Below are 16,092 nucleotides of genomic sequence, written 5' to 3'. Positions count from 1 at the left end.
AATCATGCCCGGAGAGCAGCCCGTTAGCGCAGGAATACCGTTTCAGGTTTGGTCAGCGACCGCAGGGAATTCCGGTGTGGCGGCTTATAGTTAACGGTGAGACCGCACACCCCTTAGCCACCGTGGCCCCCACTGTGGCGGAATGTTTGCCCCCGGAAGCGCTGTGGTTGGGGAGCGCGGAAATCGGTTTTACAGAGATGGGGCTTGGTACCCCAGCGGTATGGCGAGCGGAAGCTGCGTAATAGGCGCCGACGAGGAAATTAATTGCCGCATTTTCACGCTAAATCTGCAGCGCTTAGGCCGTCTGGGGTTATAGTTAGGGGGACATTCCCTCCAATTTTCTATTCCCAAGGTGGTCCCTAAACCATGACGGCTCCCAATGGCAATAATTACGGTGGATTTAACCAGCAGCCGCCCCAGTACAACCAACAGTATTATCCCCAGCAGAACAATGGCGGCGTCAGCGGTGCCACGATCGCTGCGATTATCGCAGCCATTGTGGCGGTAATCGCGGTGGCTGCCATGGTCATTATGTTCGTGACTAATAACCAGAGCGATTCTACGGATAGCGCTGCAGGGGATAGCCAATTCCAGCAGGCGGATGCGAATAGCGGATCCGGAACTGGGTCGGGGTCCGGCAAGAAGTCCGGTTCCTCCAAGGATTCTGCAGAGGATGAGGACTCCAGCCCGGTCACGGTGACCGAGACCAAGGAAGCCCCGGCACCAGCACCGGCACAGGCTGGTTCCGCTGGCTCCAGCAATGGACATTCCTGGGGTGATTACCCTAACTATTATGCGACTGGCCCGACTTCCAGTCCTTTTGCTCGCAACGTCTACACCGCTTTTATGAATAACTGGGTTGCGGGTGGCGGCACCAACGTCACCTTGAGTGTCTATTCGCCGAGCACCGGTCGTACCTACACCATGTACTGCTCCGGCAGCTCCGCCCGGGTTACTTGCACCGGCGGCGATAACGCCCGCGTGGTTATCCACTAAGCACGCGCCGCACCTTCCTCCTTTCCTTGCTGGAAAGGAGGTTTTGCGTTGAGAGGGGCGTCGGCAAGCGAAGGCGGTGTAAGGGCCGTGCGGTAAATTGGGTGGGTCTAATCCCAAACCTCGAGAAAAGAGTGAGGAGACCACGTGAATATTGCGGCAACCATCGCCGCCGAGCTCAATGTGAAGGAAACACAGATTTCCACCGCGTTGCAGCTCCTTGCGGAGGGCAATACTGTGCCTTTTATTGCCCGCTACCGCAAGGAGGCCACCGGCGGGCTGGATGACTCCCAGCTGCGCACTATTGAGGAGCGCGCGAACTACCTGAAGGAATTGCAGGAGCGTAAGGAGACCATCCTTGCGGCGATTGAGGAGCAGGGCAAGCTTAGCGACGCCCTGAAGAAACAAATCCTTGCCTGCGAAACCAAGGCGCGCCTGGAGGACCTGTACCTGCCGTATAAGAAGCGCCGCAAAACTAAGGCGGATATTGCCCGCGAGGCCGGCCTAGAAGAGCTGACCGATAAGCTCATCGCGGATCCTCACGCCACCCCAGAAGACCTAGCGCAGGCCTTCCTTTGCGAGGGCTTTGAAGATACAAAGAAAGCCCTCGACGGCGCCCGCGCCATCCTGGTGGATCGCTTAGCACTGGACGCTGACCTGGTGGGTGAGGTGCGAGAGCGCATGTTTACTAAGGGTGTTATGGGCGCGCACGTCATTGAGGGCAAGGAAGCAGAAGGGGCGAAGTTTAAGGATTACTTCTCCTTCAACGAGCCTTTCCACACATTGCCCTCGCACCGCATTTTGGCGCTCCTGCGGGGCGAGAATGAAGGCGTATTGCAATTGCAGCTTGATGCTGGCGATGACGCGGACTATGAGGACGTTATTGCCTCCCGTTTCGAACTGGATCGCTCCTCCAAGTGGCTTGCTGACGCAGTCCATTGGGGCTGGCGCACCAAGCTTTATATTTCCTCCAGCCTGGATGTACGTATGCGCCTGAAAGAAGTGGCAGAGGAAGGTGCGCTCAAGATTTTTGCCACCAATTTGCGGGATGTGCTACTTGCTGCGCCGGCAGGTCAGCGTGCCACCATTGGCCTGGATCCGGGATACCGCAATGGCGTCAAGTGTGCGGTTGTAGACAAAACCGGCAAAGTGCTCGATACCACTATTGTCTACCCGCACCAGCCGCAGAATCAGTGGAGCCAGGCGTTACAGACCTTGTCTACCTTGTGCGCCAAGCATTCGGTGGACCTTTTGGCCATCGGAAATGGTACTGCCTCCCGTGAGACCGAGAAGCTCGCCCAGGAGATTGCGGACCTCATCAAGCAGGCCGGAGGCCAGCGTCCCACGCCCGTCGTAGTCTCAGAGTCCGGCGCTTCGGTGTATTCTGCCTCGCAGCTGGCGGCGGCGGAATTCCCCGATATGGATGTCTCGCTGCGTGGTGCAGTCTCCATCGCTCGTCGTTTGCAGGATCCTCTGGCGGAGCTGGTAAAGATCGATCCGAAGGCTATTGGGGTGGGGCAGTATCAGCACGATGTTAACCAGACCGCGCTCGCTCGCACCCTTGATGGTGTGGTGGAAAGTGCCGTGAACGGCGTGGGCGTAGATCTCAACACTGCTTCCGTCCCGCTGCTGGAGCGGGTGGCTGGAGTTAATTCCACCATCGCTGCCAATATCGTGGCTTACCGCAATGAAAACGGCTCCTTTGCTTCCCGTAAGGAACTGAAGAAGGTGCCGCGTCTCGGACCTAAGGCGTTTGAGCAGTCAGCCGGCTTCCTTCGCATCAATGGCGGCACCGATCCATTGGATGCCTCCGCCGTGCACCCTGAGGCTTATCCAGTTGTCTCCCGCATTGCGGAAAAGACCGGTCTGGGCATTTCCGAGCTTATTGGCAATACCCGCGTACTTTCCAAGCTTGCGCCAGCAGATTTTGCAGATGAGACCTTTGGTATCCCTACGGTGACCGATATCATCGCTGAGCTGGATAAACCCGGCCGCGACCCGCGTCCGGAATTTAAGACCGCAACCTTCAAAGAGGGGGTACATAAGGTCTCCGATCTCACCCCGGGAATGATCCTTGAGGGCACAGTTACCAACGTGGCGGCCTTTGGCGCTTTTGTGGACGTTGGAGTACATCAGGACGGCCTCGTCCATGTTTCTGCCATGAGCCACAAGTTCGTCTCTGATCCGCACGAGGTCGTGCGCTCTGGCCAAGTGGTCAAGGTAAAAGTCATGGAGGTCGACGTCGAGCGGCAGCGCATCGGCTTGTCTTTGCGCCTCGATGATGAACCGGGGCAGCAGGCTCCCAAGCGCCGTGGCGATGCGCAACATGCCGCAAACTCTGCCGCCAGGGGAGAAGGGAAGCGCTCCGGACACAAATCCGGGCGCGGTTCCCGGGGCGGCTCGCGCGGCCGCACTGGCGGACGAGGTGGCTCCGGCGGTGGTGGTGCCATGGCCGATGCCCTGAAGAAAGCAGGCTTTTAGCCGCTGTGGGCTAGCCTTTTTAACTGCTGCTTTTGCTCCCATCGTTGCCTACGGTGGGAGCTTTTGCATGCCTGGGGGGGAGAGATTTCCTCCACGCCGTGGAGTCCATTGCGTGCCCATATTGTCTCACAATGGTAAGTTTGGCAAAACTAAGTAAAAGGCGCGTGGTGCCATGTCAATTGCAAGGAGAAGGAAATGAGCAAAGCGGCTACATCCAGCCATGGCAGGGGAGTATTGGGTTGGCACCGCGTATTGGATTGGCGTCCGCGCAGTGCATTGGCACGAGTACTCATCGTGTTCTTCCTGGTTGCGCCCATTATTGTTGCCGGAACCATGATGTGGGCTATGTGGGACCCGTCCAAATACATGCGCAAAATTGACCTAGCGGTGGTGAATGAAGACGCGGGCGTCAACAAGCAAGGCGCATATACCAATTACGGAGATCAGGTGGTAGAAGGTCTGCTGGATACCGATTACCTAAATTTCGCAGAGGTGAATAAGGAGGAGGGGGACCAAGGGCTGATAAAGGGAAAATATCTGCTGGTGGTGACCATCCCTCAGGACTTTTCCAAACAGGCGGTGACCATCATCAGCGATAAACCCGTCAAACCTGAAATTCATTTCGCGAGCAATGACTATTACGGCACGAACGGCTCCGTGATTTCTTCCAGCCTCATCCCGCAGGTGCAAACCAGCGTGGAAAATGCAATCTCGAAAAAATATGCTGACCAGGTAATCGAAGGGCTCAAAAAGCTAAGCGATGGATTGGGAACTGCCGCCGATGGCGCTGGGCGTCTTGATGAAGGTGCCGGAAAGCTGCAAGAAGGTGGTGGTCGTGTGGTCGCCGGCATAGGTGAGCTGGGGGCCGGCGCAGGAAAGCTGCATGATGGAACTGGTGCGCTCCTTGATGGCACAACCCGCCTCAATGAGGGAGTCGGGCGACTCGATGATGGTGCCGCTCGCCTGGATGATGGTGCAACGCAACTTGCCGAAGGCTCCGATAAGCTGCTCGCTGGCACTGGCCGTCTCGCCGATGGTGCAGGCCAGATCGATGGTGGGGTTAATCAGCTCACGGGAATGCTCATCCCAGTGCTCAAACAGGCCCAAGTCGTGGTTCCTGCCCTTTCGCAACTGGTAGAGGTACTGCGTAACTTGGGTATGGGGCAACAGGCTGAACAGCTCCACTCGCTCGTATCCAAGCTAGATCCGGCGACGAGTGGAAACATGGTGGAGAAACTAGAACAGCTTTCTCATGGTACCGGCCAGCTGTACTACAACCTTTCAGATCCCAACTCGGAATATCTGGGCGGTATGAACAAACTCAATGGCGGGGCGCACCGTCTCGCTGATGGCACCAAAGAGCTGCACAGCGGCGTTGGAGAACTCAGCAACGGCGCTGCTCAGCTGCACGATGGAACGAGCCGCCTCCACGATGGAACCGGCACCCTGAAGGCAGGAACAGACCGCTTGGCGGCCGGCGGTGCCGAGCTCAAGGGAGGCATGGATAAGCTAAAGGCTGGTTCTGGTGAGCTCTCGCAGAAGCTGGCAGATGGTGCAGACAAAGCGCCATCTATCTCCAAACCGGAAGACTCGGCTCAAAACATGGCCGTTCCCATCAACTTCACCGCTTCCAATGTGCACCCAGTCCAAACTGTAATAAGCTCCGCGGACCCTACCCGCAAAGACATCACCGGCGGCGCCTCTTTGCTCTTAGTGCTTGTCTTCGGCTTCCTTGTCATGCTGCTGGTGGCTATGGTGTTCCCCTATTACCTCGGACGTAAGGGAATTCCAGTCACGCATCCTGCGCGCAGGATACTTCTTGCGTTCTTCACGCTGACTGCGCTCAACTTCATTGTCCTTGCCTTTATGGCGCTGATGTCAGCGACTTTGGGGTGGTCACCGGCTAGCTGGCCGATGATTCTCGGGGTAGTAGCGGCCATCGCGGCGGTGGGCGCGGCGACTTACCAGTTTTTCCACGTGACTTTTGGCCGAAAGATTGGTGGCATCTTCGCCGCGGGACTCTTTGCCCTCGGCGTGATGGTCTTTGGCGGCGTGTGGCCGGTGGCCGCGATTCCCCGCCCGTTGAGCATTATGCACTCTTTCCATCCGATGACCTACGCAAAAGATGCTTTCACGCGTGCCACTGATGGGATTCATGACGCGACCTTCTGGACTGGAATGGCAGCGTTGCTCGGATTTACCCTGATCGCGCTTTTCGCCTCATATATGGTCTTCCGCGCGCGTCACTTGGGTACGGCGAAAATCCTCGATGAGCACCTTGTCCGCTCCCCGGCTGCTGTGGCGGCGTAACTTAGGCAGGGAAGAAAAGTAGTGCCGGGAAGGAAATTTGGTTCCTGCCAGTGCATGTGGAAAAATAGTGCACCGTTCTATGTAACGGGCACGAACCGGTTAGGCTTCACGCCGCTAGGGTCCTCTGTCCCAAACTGAAAAGGAATATTGGCATGTCCAACATTATTGACAAGGTCGATGCAGCACAGCTGCGCGACGATATCCCGTCCTTCCGCCCAGGCGATACCCTCGACGTTAACGTAAAGGTTATTGAGGGTAACAACGAGCGTGCACAGCTGTTCAAGGGCATCTGCATCCGTCGTCAGGGTTCCGGCATCCGTGAGACCTTCACCGTCCGTAAGGTCTCCTTCGGTATCGGCGTTGAGCGTACCTTCCCGGTTCACTCCCCGAACCTGGAGTCCATCAAGGTCTCCCGCCGCGGCCGCGTTCGCCGTGCGAAGCTGTACTACCTGCGCGATCTGCGCGGTAAGAAGGCTCGCATCAAGGAGCGTCGCTAGTAGTAGTGCGCTGCGCGCCACCATCCCCCTTGCACCCTTGTGGGTGTAAGGGGGATTTTTGTGCCTATTGCCAGCTATTTCCTGGTGTCAGCCGGCAGGCTTTAACCGGATAGTTGCCTGTGAATTCTCCAGCCGCGAGGGGGATAAGGCGGGAACCGGGACGTGGGGTTGCTAGGATTTAGCGCGTGAATAAAGACAGCATCTCGCAGGAACAGTCGCCTGAAGGTGAGGGGGCCAACCCCGTAGAGGGGAACGCTTCCCCGCAAGGCGAAGGGGCAACCAAGAAAAAAGACATGCCGTGGCTGCTGGAAACCCTTCTGGTCGTGGCAACGGTCCTTGTTATCGTGGGCCTTTTCCAGAACTTTATCGGACGGCAGTATGTGATCCCTTCCGGCTCGATGGAGCCGACACTGCATGGCTGCGAGGGCTGTACGAATGACCGTATCTTTACGGAAAAGATCTCCTATTACGGCGATGGAGAGCCAGAACCAGGCGATGTTGTCGTCTTCAAAGGCACCGAGGACTGGAATTCCAGCTATGTCTCGCCGCGCTCGTCCAACCCGGTAATCCACGGGGTGCAGGATGCGTTGAGCTTTGTATCCTTGGCGCCGCCCGATGAAAATACCCTGGTTAAGCGCGTGATTGCCACCGGTGGGCAGACAGTGTCTTGCCAGGAGGGCGATCCTGCAGTCATGGTTGATGGCAAGCCCATCGAGCAAGACTACGTGCAAGACCCGCCAACGTACCCGGTAGATAAGTCGACAGGCTCGGAAGCTTGTGGAGGCCCGTACTTTGGTCCCGTGGAAGTACCGGAGGGCAATATCTGGGTCATGGGTGATAATCGCACGGCCTCGGCAGATTCTCGCTATCACATGACCGATAAATTCCACGGCACAGTACCGGTGGAAAATGTCCGCGGCAAGGTGAAGTTCGTCTTCTGGCCGTTTACCCGCATCGGTGGCATCGATGACCCGGACATCCAGGAATAAGCCTTCTTCCCAACGCCTGCGCACCCGGGATTTTTTCTTCCCCGTGGTGGCAGGTTTTGTCCTGCTGGTGCTGTTACAAGCATTGGTGGGACGGATGTATGTCATTCCTTCTGCGTCGATGGAACCTACCCTGCATGGTTGTGCCGGCTGCGAAAATGATCGCATCGTAGTGCAGAAGGTCAGCTATTACTTCACAGACCCACAACCTGGGGAGGTGGTTGTCTTCGAAGGGCCGGAGTCGTGGAATAACGAGTTTCAGGTAAAACGCTCGGGCAACATTATTGTGCGTGGTGCGCAGAATGCCTTGGCAGCCGTAGGACTATTGCCCAACGGGGAAAATATCCTCGTCAAGCGGGTAATTGCTACCGGCGGACAAACGGTGAGCTGTGAAGCTGGTGATCCTTCGGTGATGGTGGATGGTCAGCCGATAGATCAATCATTCGTGCTTGATCCACCGGAGATTCCCGTAGACCCCGGCGTTGGCTCGCAGGAGTGTGGCGGCGAGTACTTCGGCCCCGTCACCGTCCCGGAGGGGCATCTCTGGGTAATGGGAGATAATCGCACCAACTCCCTCGATTCGCGTGCGCACTTGGGCGATAACCTACAAGGCACCGTGCCAGTGGACAATATTCGCGGCCGAGTTGAGGCTGTCATCTTGCCTCTGTCGCGGTGGGGTGGGGTGGAACACCCAGAGATTTCGCATGCGGCGGCTTAAGCAACGACGCACCTATGAGCTGGCGTTGAGCAAGGCTGGGCTCGGGCCGGTGGCTGGAGTGGATGAGGCCGGGCGCGGCGCGTGTTGCGGGCCGATCACCATCGCGGCCTGCATTATGCCTGATCGCCCGATCAAGGAGCTGGCGGAGCTTAGCGATTCCAAAAAGCTGACTCCCCGGCAGCGCGAGCGGCTCTTTCCACTCATTAAGGACAAGGCTGTGGACTGGTCTGTGGTGCACATTAGCGCTGGGGACATCGATAAGCGCGGCATCCAGCACGCTAATATTTCCGGTATGCGCAGGGCGGTAGCACGCCTGGATGTCCGCCCGGGCTATGTGCTTAGCGACGCCCTCTTTATCCCCGGCCTTACCCAACCCCAGCTGCCCATCATCGGCGGCGATGCAGCCGCGCGGTGTATCGCCGCGGCAAGTGTCTTGGCAAAAGTGAGTCGCGACCACCTGATGCGCGACCTTGATGCGCGCTACCCCGGTTATGAATTAGCCAAGCACAAAGGCTATGGGACTAAGGCACACGAGGCCGCAATTTCGGCGCTGGGAGCGTGCCCGGAACACCGGATGAGCTATGACAATGTCCGCCGCGCTCATGCGGAGTTCGCCGCGCGTGCCTAGCGAAAATCTAGCCTCCTGCACGCTAAGCTTAAGCGAGCTAACCCACAACCTGGAGGTCCACCGTGAGTGCAGAGGAACTCGATAACTACGAGGCTGAGGTAGAGCTGTCCCTCTACCGCGAGTACCGAGACGTTGTCAGTCAGTTTTCCTATGTCGTTGAAACTGAGCGGCGCTTTTACCTTGCTAATGCGGTAGAGCTCATTCCGCATACCTCTGGGCCTGATGTGTACTACGAGGTGCGCATGTCCGATGCTTGGGTATGGGATATGTACCGCTCCGCCCGCTTTGTGCGCTATGTTCGCGTCATTACCTACAAGGACGTCAATATCGAAGAGCTGGATAAGCCTGAATTCATGATGCCGGAGTAATTTTGTCAACTCGGCACTACAAGCGTTGTGCCCTGGCTGTGGATAACAGTGCCTCGAAGCCTAGTTATCCACAGCCTGGGCACTTTCCGTTTTGTACACCTTGTGCACCCCATGCTAGCTGCGGTGTTCTGTGCAGGCCGATGAATTTCACGACGCACAAGGATAAACTGCAATGCAATTTAGTTCAGAACACCACCTAGCCACGAAGAAGCCTCGCCATAAGCAAGTCTTAGGGAAAAGGGGAGAAGCCTTCGCCGCGCGCTACCTCCGTGCACGCGGGGCCGAAATTATTGCCGCTAATGTCTCTTATAGGGTAGGAGAAATTGACCTCATCGCGCGCGAGGCGGACGGAACCATCGTCTTTGTCGAGGTTAAAACGCGTGCCACTCCCAGCTTCGGGGTAGCAGAAGCCGTAACCCCGCAGAAGCTAGCGCGCCTTCGCAAGGCTGCAGCGCAGTGGCTCGATGGAAAGCCACTGTCTTCGGTGCGATTCGACGTTATAACGTTGTTGGAGCGCGGGCAGGGATTTGCGCTAGAACACTTCAAGGGGGTTGAAGATGGCTCTAGGTAATTGCTTAACGATGTCCCTCAACGGAGTTCTAGCACAGCTAGTCGATGTAGAAGCGAACGTTGGCCACGGCCTGCCAGGGATACATGTTGTAGGGCAGACGGATACCGCGATCTCTGAATCGCGGGATAGGATCAAGACTGCAGCCTTTAACTCCCACCTTCCTTGGCCCAAGACCAAGGTGGTCGTCTCGATGTCTCCAGCGTCGCTTCCCAAATCCGGTTCCCACTTTGACTTACCCATAGCGCTCGCGATCCTGGCGGCGCAGGCAGAAGGTGACTTTCCGCGCTTTGGCAATTCGCCTTCGCCCGCGAGGCGGCTGCAGCGCACCTTGGTTTTGGGAGAGCTCGGTCTCGACGGATCCGTTCGGCCCGTCGCAGGTATTATTCCGGCCCTCCTAGCCGCAAGGGAGCAGGGAATATCAACTCTTATCGTGCCGCCGGGTAACGCAGCCGAGGCAACCTTGGTGCCGGATTTGGACGTACTCGTCGCAGCATCTTTGAAAGAGGCTTTTAGCTGGGCGTGCGGAAACCGCGGGTTACCGCAGGCGGCGAGTTTTCCCGGATCGCCCGACCCCGCGCCTGCAGCTGCAGCGCGCCCGGACTTTTGCGATATCGCGGGCCAAGCGAATGCAAAATGGGCCGCCGAGGTTGCTGCGGCCGGTGGACACCACCTTATGATGATTGGCCCTCCCGGGGCGGGAAAGTCCATGATTGCCTCCCGTCTGCCCACCATCCTGCCTACACTTACCCCGGATCAGCAGGTAGAGACCACCGCGATTCATTCGCTTACCGGAACGCCAGGTGAGGTCATTGAGCATGCTCCGTTTATCGCCCCGCATGCCTCGGTTACTCGGGCCGCGCTGCTGGGTGGCGGATCCGGGTATCCGCGCCCAGGAGCGGTAAGCCTGGCTCACAATGGTGTGCTCTTCCTCGACGAGGTCAGCGAGGTTGCCGCACCGGTACTCGATGGCCTGCGTGCCCCGTTGGAAGAAGGACAAGTACGGCTAGCGCGCTCGCGCCGAGAAGTTATCTATCCCGCTCGCTTCCAATTGGTCATGGCAGCAAACCCGTGTAGGTGCTCGGCAGAAGATCCTTCGCAGTGCAGGTGTAACCCGCACGAGCGCATGAATTATCTGTCCAACCTCTCCGGTCCGCTCCGGGACCGTCTAGATATGGTGGTCACCTTAAGTGGGCAGGCGGCGACGATTAACGCGGAGGGCGAAGAAGACTCCGCAGTCATTGCCGAGCGAGTTGCCGCTGCCCGCGAGCGTGCCGCTGCGCGGTGGTGGGCGGATGGCATTTCCGCGCGGACCAATGGCGAGGTCCCTTCGTCCTACTTGCGCCGAAAGCGGCCGGCTGCAGATGCTGCAATGGTCATGTTGTCCGCCTACCTGGCGGAAGGCGAAATTTCCCAGCGCGGGGTGGACCGTGTGCTCAGGCTTTCGTGGACCTTAGCTGATTTAGCAGGAAAGATGCAGCCGGACTTGGATGAGGTGGGACGCGCACTCGACCTGCGTGGCTCCATCAACGTGGGAAGGCTCGCGGCATGAGCGAATTAGATCTCTCCACCCCTTATGCCACCTGGGTATACCTCAACCGCGTGGTAGAAGGCCCTTCCGCTGCCTTGCAGGCCCTGCTTACGCAGTATCCGGCCGAGGAAATCGCCCATGGAATCTACCATCGTGCCGAATGGATAGGACCGCTGCTTGCGCGCACGGCCTCCCGTTATGATTGGCTGCGTCAAGCGGAGGATATGGCAGCAGCAGAACGCGTTGGGGCTCGGCTCATCACGGCAGAAAGCCCAGAATGGCCAACGGAGGAGTTTGATTCCGCATTCGGCTTTTATCAAAACAGCGGGGAAGCCCCAGCTACCTTTGATGACCAAGCACTGCCGCCGCACAGCCTCTGGGTGCGTGGCGCCCCTGTGAAACAGGAGGTTGCTCAGGCTGTAGCGATTGTTGGCACTCGCGCCATTTCTCGCTATGGCTGGCAGGCAACCCAAAACGTAGTGTCCGGATTGGTTCAACACGAATGGACTCCTATATCTGGCGGCGCCCTAGGCGTTGATACCGTGGCGCATGAAACTGCTTTGCACAACAACGGGCACACGGTAGCTATAGCAGCGTGCGGCATCGATAGGGACTATCCGGCTCGCAATGCCAACCTATTTGCCAAGATCGCGGATAACGGGTGCGTTATTTCTGAATTCGCACCGGAAACCGCACCGAAGCGACACCGGTTCCTAACGCGCAATCGTTTAGTAGCAGCACTCAGTCACGGCACCGTAGTTATGGAGGCGGCTTTTCGATCCGGCGCACTTAATACTCTCAACTGGGCAGAAGCGCTAGGACGTGTGGCCATGGCTGTACCGGGGCCGATAACCACTAGCGGCTCGCTGGGCTGTCACCAGCGCATTCAGGAAGGCCGTGCACAGTTGGTCACCAGCGCCGATGAAATTCGCGCCTTAGTCAGCCGCGCCGGGGAAGTAGATCCAGGTGCACAATATGAAATCAATTTTGCGGCAACAATGACACAACGTCTCTCCCGCAATGAGTTGCGAGTCTTTGATGCAACACCGCCGCCAGGCCAAGAAAAAGCTACGGCAGAGGACATTGCCCGCGACGCGGGATTTCGTCTGCCGTTGACAGTTCACCTTTTATTGGCGTTAGAGAAGATGTGTGTCGTTGTCCGCCACGGCAATACCTGGGCGCGCAGGGAAACGGAATAGATAACCCCAGTGAAAGGCGAGTACACTGCTGTGACATGAGTGAAGATGGAGTTTCCGCGAAAGCGCCGGATATTCAAGGGCAGATGGCTGAGGCTATCGAGGATTTCGTGGATTTCCAACTGCACGTGAAAGGCCGTGCGGAGGCAACGGTACGTGGGTATCGCTCAGATCTGCGCGACCTTGCTCGCAGCGTTCCTACCTTTGCGGAATTTAACCTCAACAACCTGCGCCAATGGCTGGCAGAGGCCGTGGCGGAAGGAAAGTCGCGCTCCACCTTGGCGCGGCGCACCGCAGCGGTCAAAGGATTTTCCACTTGGGCAGTGCGCGAAGGGCACCTCGAGCGAGATGTAGCCGCACGGCTAGTCACGCCCAAGGTGGGCCGTCACCTACCGACGGTTCTATCCCCCGAGCAGGCCGGTGAGCTCATGGGCAATGCGGTTTCTGCAGACGAAGCTCACTTCCTGCGCGATAGTGCCATCTTGGAGTTGCTGTATGCCTCCGGGATGCGCGTGGCGGAGCTGGTGCGCCTAGACCTGAGCGATATTGATTTTCATCGCGGCACCTTGCACGTAACCGGTAAGGGAGATAAGCAGCGCGTGGTGCCTTTTGGTCATGCGGCGGACGACGCCTTGCGGCAGTGGATAGAAAAGGGCCGTGGACAACTCGCTGAGGAAGGAACTAAAGCCGTATTCGTAGGCAGCAGGGGAGGGCGCATTGACCAGCGCCAGGTGCGGCGCATTGTGGATAGGGCCGCCAAAGTTAGCGGTGCACAAGGGCTTACCCCGCACGGAGTGCGGCACTCGGCTGCCACCCACCTCCTAGAAGGCGGGGCAGATTTGCGGGTTGTGCAAGAACTATTGGGGCATTCCTCGCTTAATACCACGCAGATCTATACCCACGTATCTGCGCAAAGATTGCAACGCGTATATAACCAGGCGCATCCTCGAGCTTAAAGTGGCTTGAGGCGTATCACTGGCATATCCAGCAAGGTTAAAGGATCGATATAGGTATCTTTTGCAATGAGGGCGCCCCAGTGCAGGCCGGGATAGCCATCGACGGGATTGCCCAAGCGGCCAATGACTTGTCCTTCGCGAACTTCTTGGCCTTGTTTTACGGTGCCGTGTACGGGCTGATAAGTCGTCCTTACCCCGTCTGCATGGGTGATGGAAACGACCGGTTTTCCTGCCACCGTGCCGACAAACGCGACAACGCCATCTTCAGCGGCTACCACCGGAGAACCCACGGCAAGGGCCATGTCTACACCGCGGTGGCCGGGACTCCACTTTTGTTCGGGAGCTTCAAACCCGCGCAAAACCCGCGCCGGGTTTGGCTTACCCGAGGCAGGATCAACGTAGGCCGTGGCCGGCGGGCAGCACAGTAGTAGGAGGGAAGAAACGACGAGGAAGGCAGTGGTGGTGAAGGTGGGGCGTCGGAAAGCGGGCTTTGAAAAAGACACAGAAAAATGGCTCATGGGAAAAGCATTAACCAGAGGTGAGCTGTCAGAAAGCCCTTGCCTGTGGGGCTGTGGATTACGAGTAGCGGATGGTCCAATTGGGGTGAATGTGGCGCATGATGCTTAGCAGCTTCGACCCTAGTGTGAATAAGTTGTATTCGGTTTGGAAAAACCAGCGTAGAGGGATTATTCTTTGAGGCAGCAGTGTGTCCACCGTGTGGAGGCATTGACTACGCGCGGCGAAGTTGTCGCTTCCTGCTGGAAGGAAGAGACAGCCTAGCGGCTGACGTGGTCCTTGGAAACAAGGTGTCAGCGGGGCCTTCGTTGCTAGGGTGCGGAATAAAACACCGCACAATTGGAAAACCGAAAGACAAGATAAAAGAAAGCGAGCGAATCATGGCAGTTGTAACCATGCGCGAGCTCCTCGACGCTGGTGTGCACTTTGGCCACCAGACCCGTCGCTGGAATCCGAAGATGCGTCGTTTCATCTTCACTGACCGTAACGGCATCTACATCATCGACCTGCAGCAGACGCTGACCTACATTGACGAGGCTTATGAGTTCGTCAAGGAAACCGTTGCACACGGCGGCACCATCCTGTTCGTTGGTACCAAGAAGCAGGCTCAGGAAGCAGTTGCTGAGGAAGCAACCCGCGTCGGTATGCCTTACGTAAACCACCGCTGGTTGGGCGGCATGCTCACCAACTTCCAGACCGTGTCCAAGCGTCTGAAGCGCATGAAGGAGCTTCAGGCAATGGACGAGCGTGAGGACGGCTACAAAGGCCGCACCAAGAAGGAAGTTCTCATGCTCAACCGTGAGCGCGCCAAGCTCGAGCGCGTTCTGGGCGGCATCTCCGATATGGCTAAGACCCCGTCCGCTCTGTGGATTGTTGATACCAACAAGGAGCACATCGCGGTCAAGGAAGCTCACAAGCTGAACATCCCAGTTGTTGCCATCTTGGACACCAACTGCGATCCGGACGACGTTGACTTCCCGATTCCGGGCAACGACGACGCCATCCGTTCCACCAAGCTGCTTTCTGGCATCGTTGCTTCCGCTGTAGAGGAAGGCAAGAAGGCTCGTGAGGAGCGTCAGCTGGCTGCAGCCAAGGAAGCTGCCGGCGACTCTGCTGAAAAGGAAAAGCGTGACGCTGAGGCGGCTGCCGCAGCTTCCGATCCGGCTTCCGCAGAAAAGTCTGAGGAAGCATCCGCAGACAAGGCCGAGAAGTAATCGTACTTTCTTGGTAGGAACCTTCCTTACCTGCGTTTAACTGAATACCCCACGCACTTTTGGTGTGGGGCAGCAAGGGAGTAATACCTGCCCAAGGCTGTTTACCAACCCCCGCCACCGTGCTCAAACGGCGGCGGGGGTTGGTTTTATCTATGCTGGGTGCTGCTGAAGCCAGCTCCACCTTCATGCATAGGTGAGAAAAGGGGTGGTTTCTGCCACCCTAAAGCGGCGCGATTTCACCGCGTCGACTACGCTGTTTGAACGAACACTGTTTGATTTTCAAGGAGGATCGCCCCAACTATGGCGAACTACACTGCTGCAGACGTCAAGGCACTGCGCGAAGCTACCGGCTCCGGCATGCTCGATTGCAAGAAGGCTCTGGAAGAGTCCAACGGCGACTACGATAAGGCCGTTGAGTACCTGCGCATCAAGGGCGCTAAGAACGTCTCCAAGCGCGCTGACCGCGAGGCAACCGAAGGCCTGATTGCTGTTTCTGGCAACACTATGGTCGAGATCAACTGTGAGACCGACTTCGTTGCTAAGAACGAGGCTTTCAAGACCTTCGCAGCCAAGATTGCTGACGCTGCCGCTGAGGCCAAGGCAAACTCCGCAGACGAACTCAACAACATTGAGATCGACGGCAAGAAGGTTTCCGAGGTAGTGGACGAGGAGTCCGCTAAGACCGGTGAGAAGCTGCAGGCACGCCGTGCAGTTACCGTAGAGGGTGACAACATTGCTGTTTACCTGCACCAGCGTTCCGCTGATCTGCCGCCGGCAGTGGGCGTTCTGGTTTCCTACGAGGGCAACGAGGAAGGCGCTCACGCTGCCGCCCTGCAGATTGCTGCAATGAACGCTGAGTACCTCACCCGCGAAGACGTTCCTGCAGAGATCGTCGAAAAGGAGCGCGAGATCGCTGAGGCCACTACTCGTGAGGAGGGCAAGCCGGAGGCAGCCCTGCCGAAGATCGTGGAAGGCCGCCTGAACGGCTTCTTCAAGTCCATCGTTCTGCTGGAGCAGGCTTCCTTGTCTGATAACAAGAAGACCGTAAAGCAGGTTGCGGAAGAGGCTGGCACCACCATCACTGGCTTCGTTCGCTACGAGGTTGGCGCTTAAGCACGCTCTCGCTTTTA

The 16,092-nt window shown here is 57.6% G+C and carries 15 protein-coding genes; 14 read left to right on the top strand and 1 reads right to left on the bottom strand.

The window, feature by feature from the left end; translation table 11 throughout:
• Positions 1-366 precede the first annotated feature (366 nt).
• The 12 genes from ACP8J1_RS07395 to ACP8J1_RS07340 all read left to right on the top strand — a co-directional run bounded on the left by ACP8J1_RS07395 (position 367) and on the right by ACP8J1_RS07340 (position 13,232).
• Positions 367-996, top strand: a complete 630-nt coding sequence (locus ACP8J1_RS07395; RefSeq protein ID WP_023021289.1) for a hypothetical protein — start codon at positions 367-369, stop codon at positions 994-996.
• Positions 997-1,140: 144 nt separating this feature from the next.
• Complete coding sequence (locus tag ACP8J1_RS07390; RefSeq protein WP_023021290.1) at positions 1,141-3,474, top strand: Tex family protein; 2,334 nt, start codon at positions 1,141-1,143, stop codon at positions 3,472-3,474.
• Positions 3,475-3,669: 195 nt separating this feature from the next.
• Positions 3,670-5,784, top strand: a complete 2,115-nt coding sequence (locus ACP8J1_RS07385; protein ID WP_023021291.1) for a YhgE/Pip domain-containing protein — start codon at positions 3,670-3,672, stop codon at positions 5,782-5,784.
• Between the two features lie 152 nt (positions 5,785-5,936).
• On the top strand, positions 5,937-6,281 hold the full coding sequence (rplS, locus tag ACP8J1_RS07380) for a 50S ribosomal protein L19 (protein ID WP_005325245.1): 345 nt from the start codon (positions 5,937-5,939) through the stop codon (positions 6,279-6,281).
• A gap of 185 nt (positions 6,282-6,466) precedes the next feature.
• Positions 6,467-7,270 (top strand): signal peptidase I, encoded by an 804-nt coding sequence (lepB, locus tag ACP8J1_RS07375; RefSeq protein WP_023021292.1) that lies wholly within the window; start codon positions 6,467-6,469, stop codon positions 7,268-7,270.
• Complete coding sequence (gene lepB / locus ACP8J1_RS07370) at positions 7,248-7,985, top strand: signal peptidase I (RefSeq protein ID WP_023021293.1); 738 nt, start codon at positions 7,248-7,250, stop codon at positions 7,983-7,985. Before lepB (ACP8J1_RS07375) ends, lepB (ACP8J1_RS07370) begins: the two co-directional genes overlap by 23 nt.
• On the top strand, positions 7,972-8,613 hold the full coding sequence (locus ACP8J1_RS07365; RefSeq protein ID WP_023021294.1) for a ribonuclease HII: 642 nt from the start codon (positions 7,972-7,974) through the stop codon (positions 8,611-8,613). Before lepB (ACP8J1_RS07370) ends, ACP8J1_RS07365 begins: the two co-directional genes overlap by 14 nt.
• 62 nt (positions 8,614-8,675) lie before the next feature.
• Positions 8,676-8,981, top strand: a complete 306-nt coding sequence (locus ACP8J1_RS07360; protein WP_005325239.1) for a DUF2469 domain-containing protein — start codon at positions 8,676-8,678, stop codon at positions 8,979-8,981.
• Positions 8,982-9,153: 172 nt separating this feature from the next.
• Positions 9,154-9,552: a YraN family protein gene (locus ACP8J1_RS07355; protein ID WP_023021295.1), complete on the top strand. Its 399-nt coding sequence runs from the start codon at positions 9,154-9,156 to the stop codon at positions 9,550-9,552.
• Entirely contained in the window at positions 9,539-11,101 is a 1,563-nt protein-coding gene (locus ACP8J1_RS07350) for a YifB family Mg chelatase-like AAA ATPase (RefSeq protein ID WP_023021296.1), read from the top strand. The genes ACP8J1_RS07355 and ACP8J1_RS07350 overlap by 14 nt, the downstream gene beginning before the upstream one ends.
• The gene (gene dprA / locus ACP8J1_RS07345) at positions 11,098-12,279 is read left to right on the top strand and encodes a DNA-processing protein DprA (protein WP_023021297.1); all 1,182 of its coding nucleotides are present in this window, start codon (positions 11,098-11,100) and stop codon (positions 12,277-12,279) included. The genes ACP8J1_RS07350 and dprA overlap by 4 nt, the downstream gene beginning before the upstream one ends.
• Positions 12,280-12,314: 35 nt before the next feature.
• Positions 12,315-13,232, top strand: coding sequence for a tyrosine recombinase XerC (locus tag ACP8J1_RS07340; protein ID WP_023021298.1), 918 nt, complete (start codon positions 12,315-12,317; stop codon positions 13,230-13,232).
• Here ACP8J1_RS07340 and ACP8J1_RS07335 read toward each other — a convergent pair.
• Positions 13,229-13,735 carry a M23 family metallopeptidase gene (locus tag ACP8J1_RS07335; protein ID WP_308767530.1) on the bottom strand — a complete coding sequence of 169 codons (507 nt, stop codon included), beginning with the start codon at positions 13,733-13,735 and terminating at the stop codon, positions 13,229-13,231. The two genes, ACP8J1_RS07340 and ACP8J1_RS07335, sit on opposite strands and share 4 nt — an antisense overlap.
• Before the next feature lie 393 nt (positions 13,736-14,128).
• Here ACP8J1_RS07335 and rpsB point away from each other — a divergent pair, with 393 nt between their 5' ends.
• Positions 14,129-14,962 carry a 30S ribosomal protein S2 gene (rpsB, locus tag ACP8J1_RS07330; RefSeq protein ID WP_005325233.1) on the top strand — a complete coding sequence of 278 codons (834 nt, stop codon included), beginning with the start codon at positions 14,129-14,131 and terminating at the stop codon, positions 14,960-14,962.
• 300 nt (positions 14,963-15,262) lie between these two features.
• Positions 15,263-16,075, top strand: coding sequence for a translation elongation factor Ts (gene tsf, locus ACP8J1_RS07325; protein ID WP_023021300.1), 813 nt, complete (start codon positions 15,263-15,265; stop codon positions 16,073-16,075).
• The last annotated feature ends 17 nt before the right edge of the window (positions 16,076-16,092 follow it).

The sequence above is a fragment of the Corynebacterium sp. LaCa_205 genome (assembly GCF_057458085.1).
Note: the sequence above shows the minus strand (reverse complement) of the source record. Positions and strands in the feature narration are given on the sequence as shown.

Excerpts from the sequence above, each read along its gene's own strand:
- ACP8J1_RS07395 (WP_023021289.1), top strand. The coding sequence starts at position 367 with ATGACGGCTCCCAATGGCAATAATTACGGTGGATTTAACCAGCAGCCG.
- ACP8J1_RS07385 (WP_023021291.1), top strand. The coding sequence starts at position 3,670 with ATGAGCAAAGCGGCTACATCCAGCCATGGCAGGGGAGTATTGGGTTGG.
- rplS (WP_005325245.1), top strand. The coding sequence starts at position 5,937 with ATGTCCAACATTATTGACAAGGTCGATGCAGCACAGCTGCGCGACGAT.
- lepB (WP_023021293.1), top strand. The coding sequence starts at position 7,248 with ATGACCCGGACATCCAGGAATAAGCCTTCTTCCCAACGCCTGCGCACC.
- ACP8J1_RS07365 (WP_023021294.1), top strand. The coding sequence starts at position 7,972 with ATGCGGCGGCTTAAGCAACGACGCACCTATGAGCTGGCGTTGAGCAAG.
- ACP8J1_RS07355 (WP_023021295.1), top strand. The coding sequence starts at position 9,154 with ATGCAATTTAGTTCAGAACACCACCTAGCCACGAAGAAGCCTCGCCAT.
- ACP8J1_RS07350 (WP_023021296.1), top strand. The coding sequence starts at position 9,539 with ATGGCTCTAGGTAATTGCTTAACGATGTCCCTCAACGGAGTTCTAGCA.
- dprA (WP_023021297.1), top strand. The coding sequence starts at position 11,098 with ATGAGCGAATTAGATCTCTCCACCCCTTATGCCACCTGGGTATACCTC.
- ACP8J1_RS07340 (WP_023021298.1), top strand. The coding sequence starts at position 12,315 with ATGAGTGAAGATGGAGTTTCCGCGAAAGCGCCGGATATTCAAGGGCAG.
- rpsB (WP_005325233.1), top strand. The coding sequence starts at position 14,129 with ATGGCAGTTGTAACCATGCGCGAGCTCCTCGACGCTGGTGTGCACTTT.
- tsf (WP_023021300.1), top strand. The coding sequence starts at position 15,263 with ATGGCGAACTACACTGCTGCAGACGTCAAGGCACTGCGCGAAGCTACC.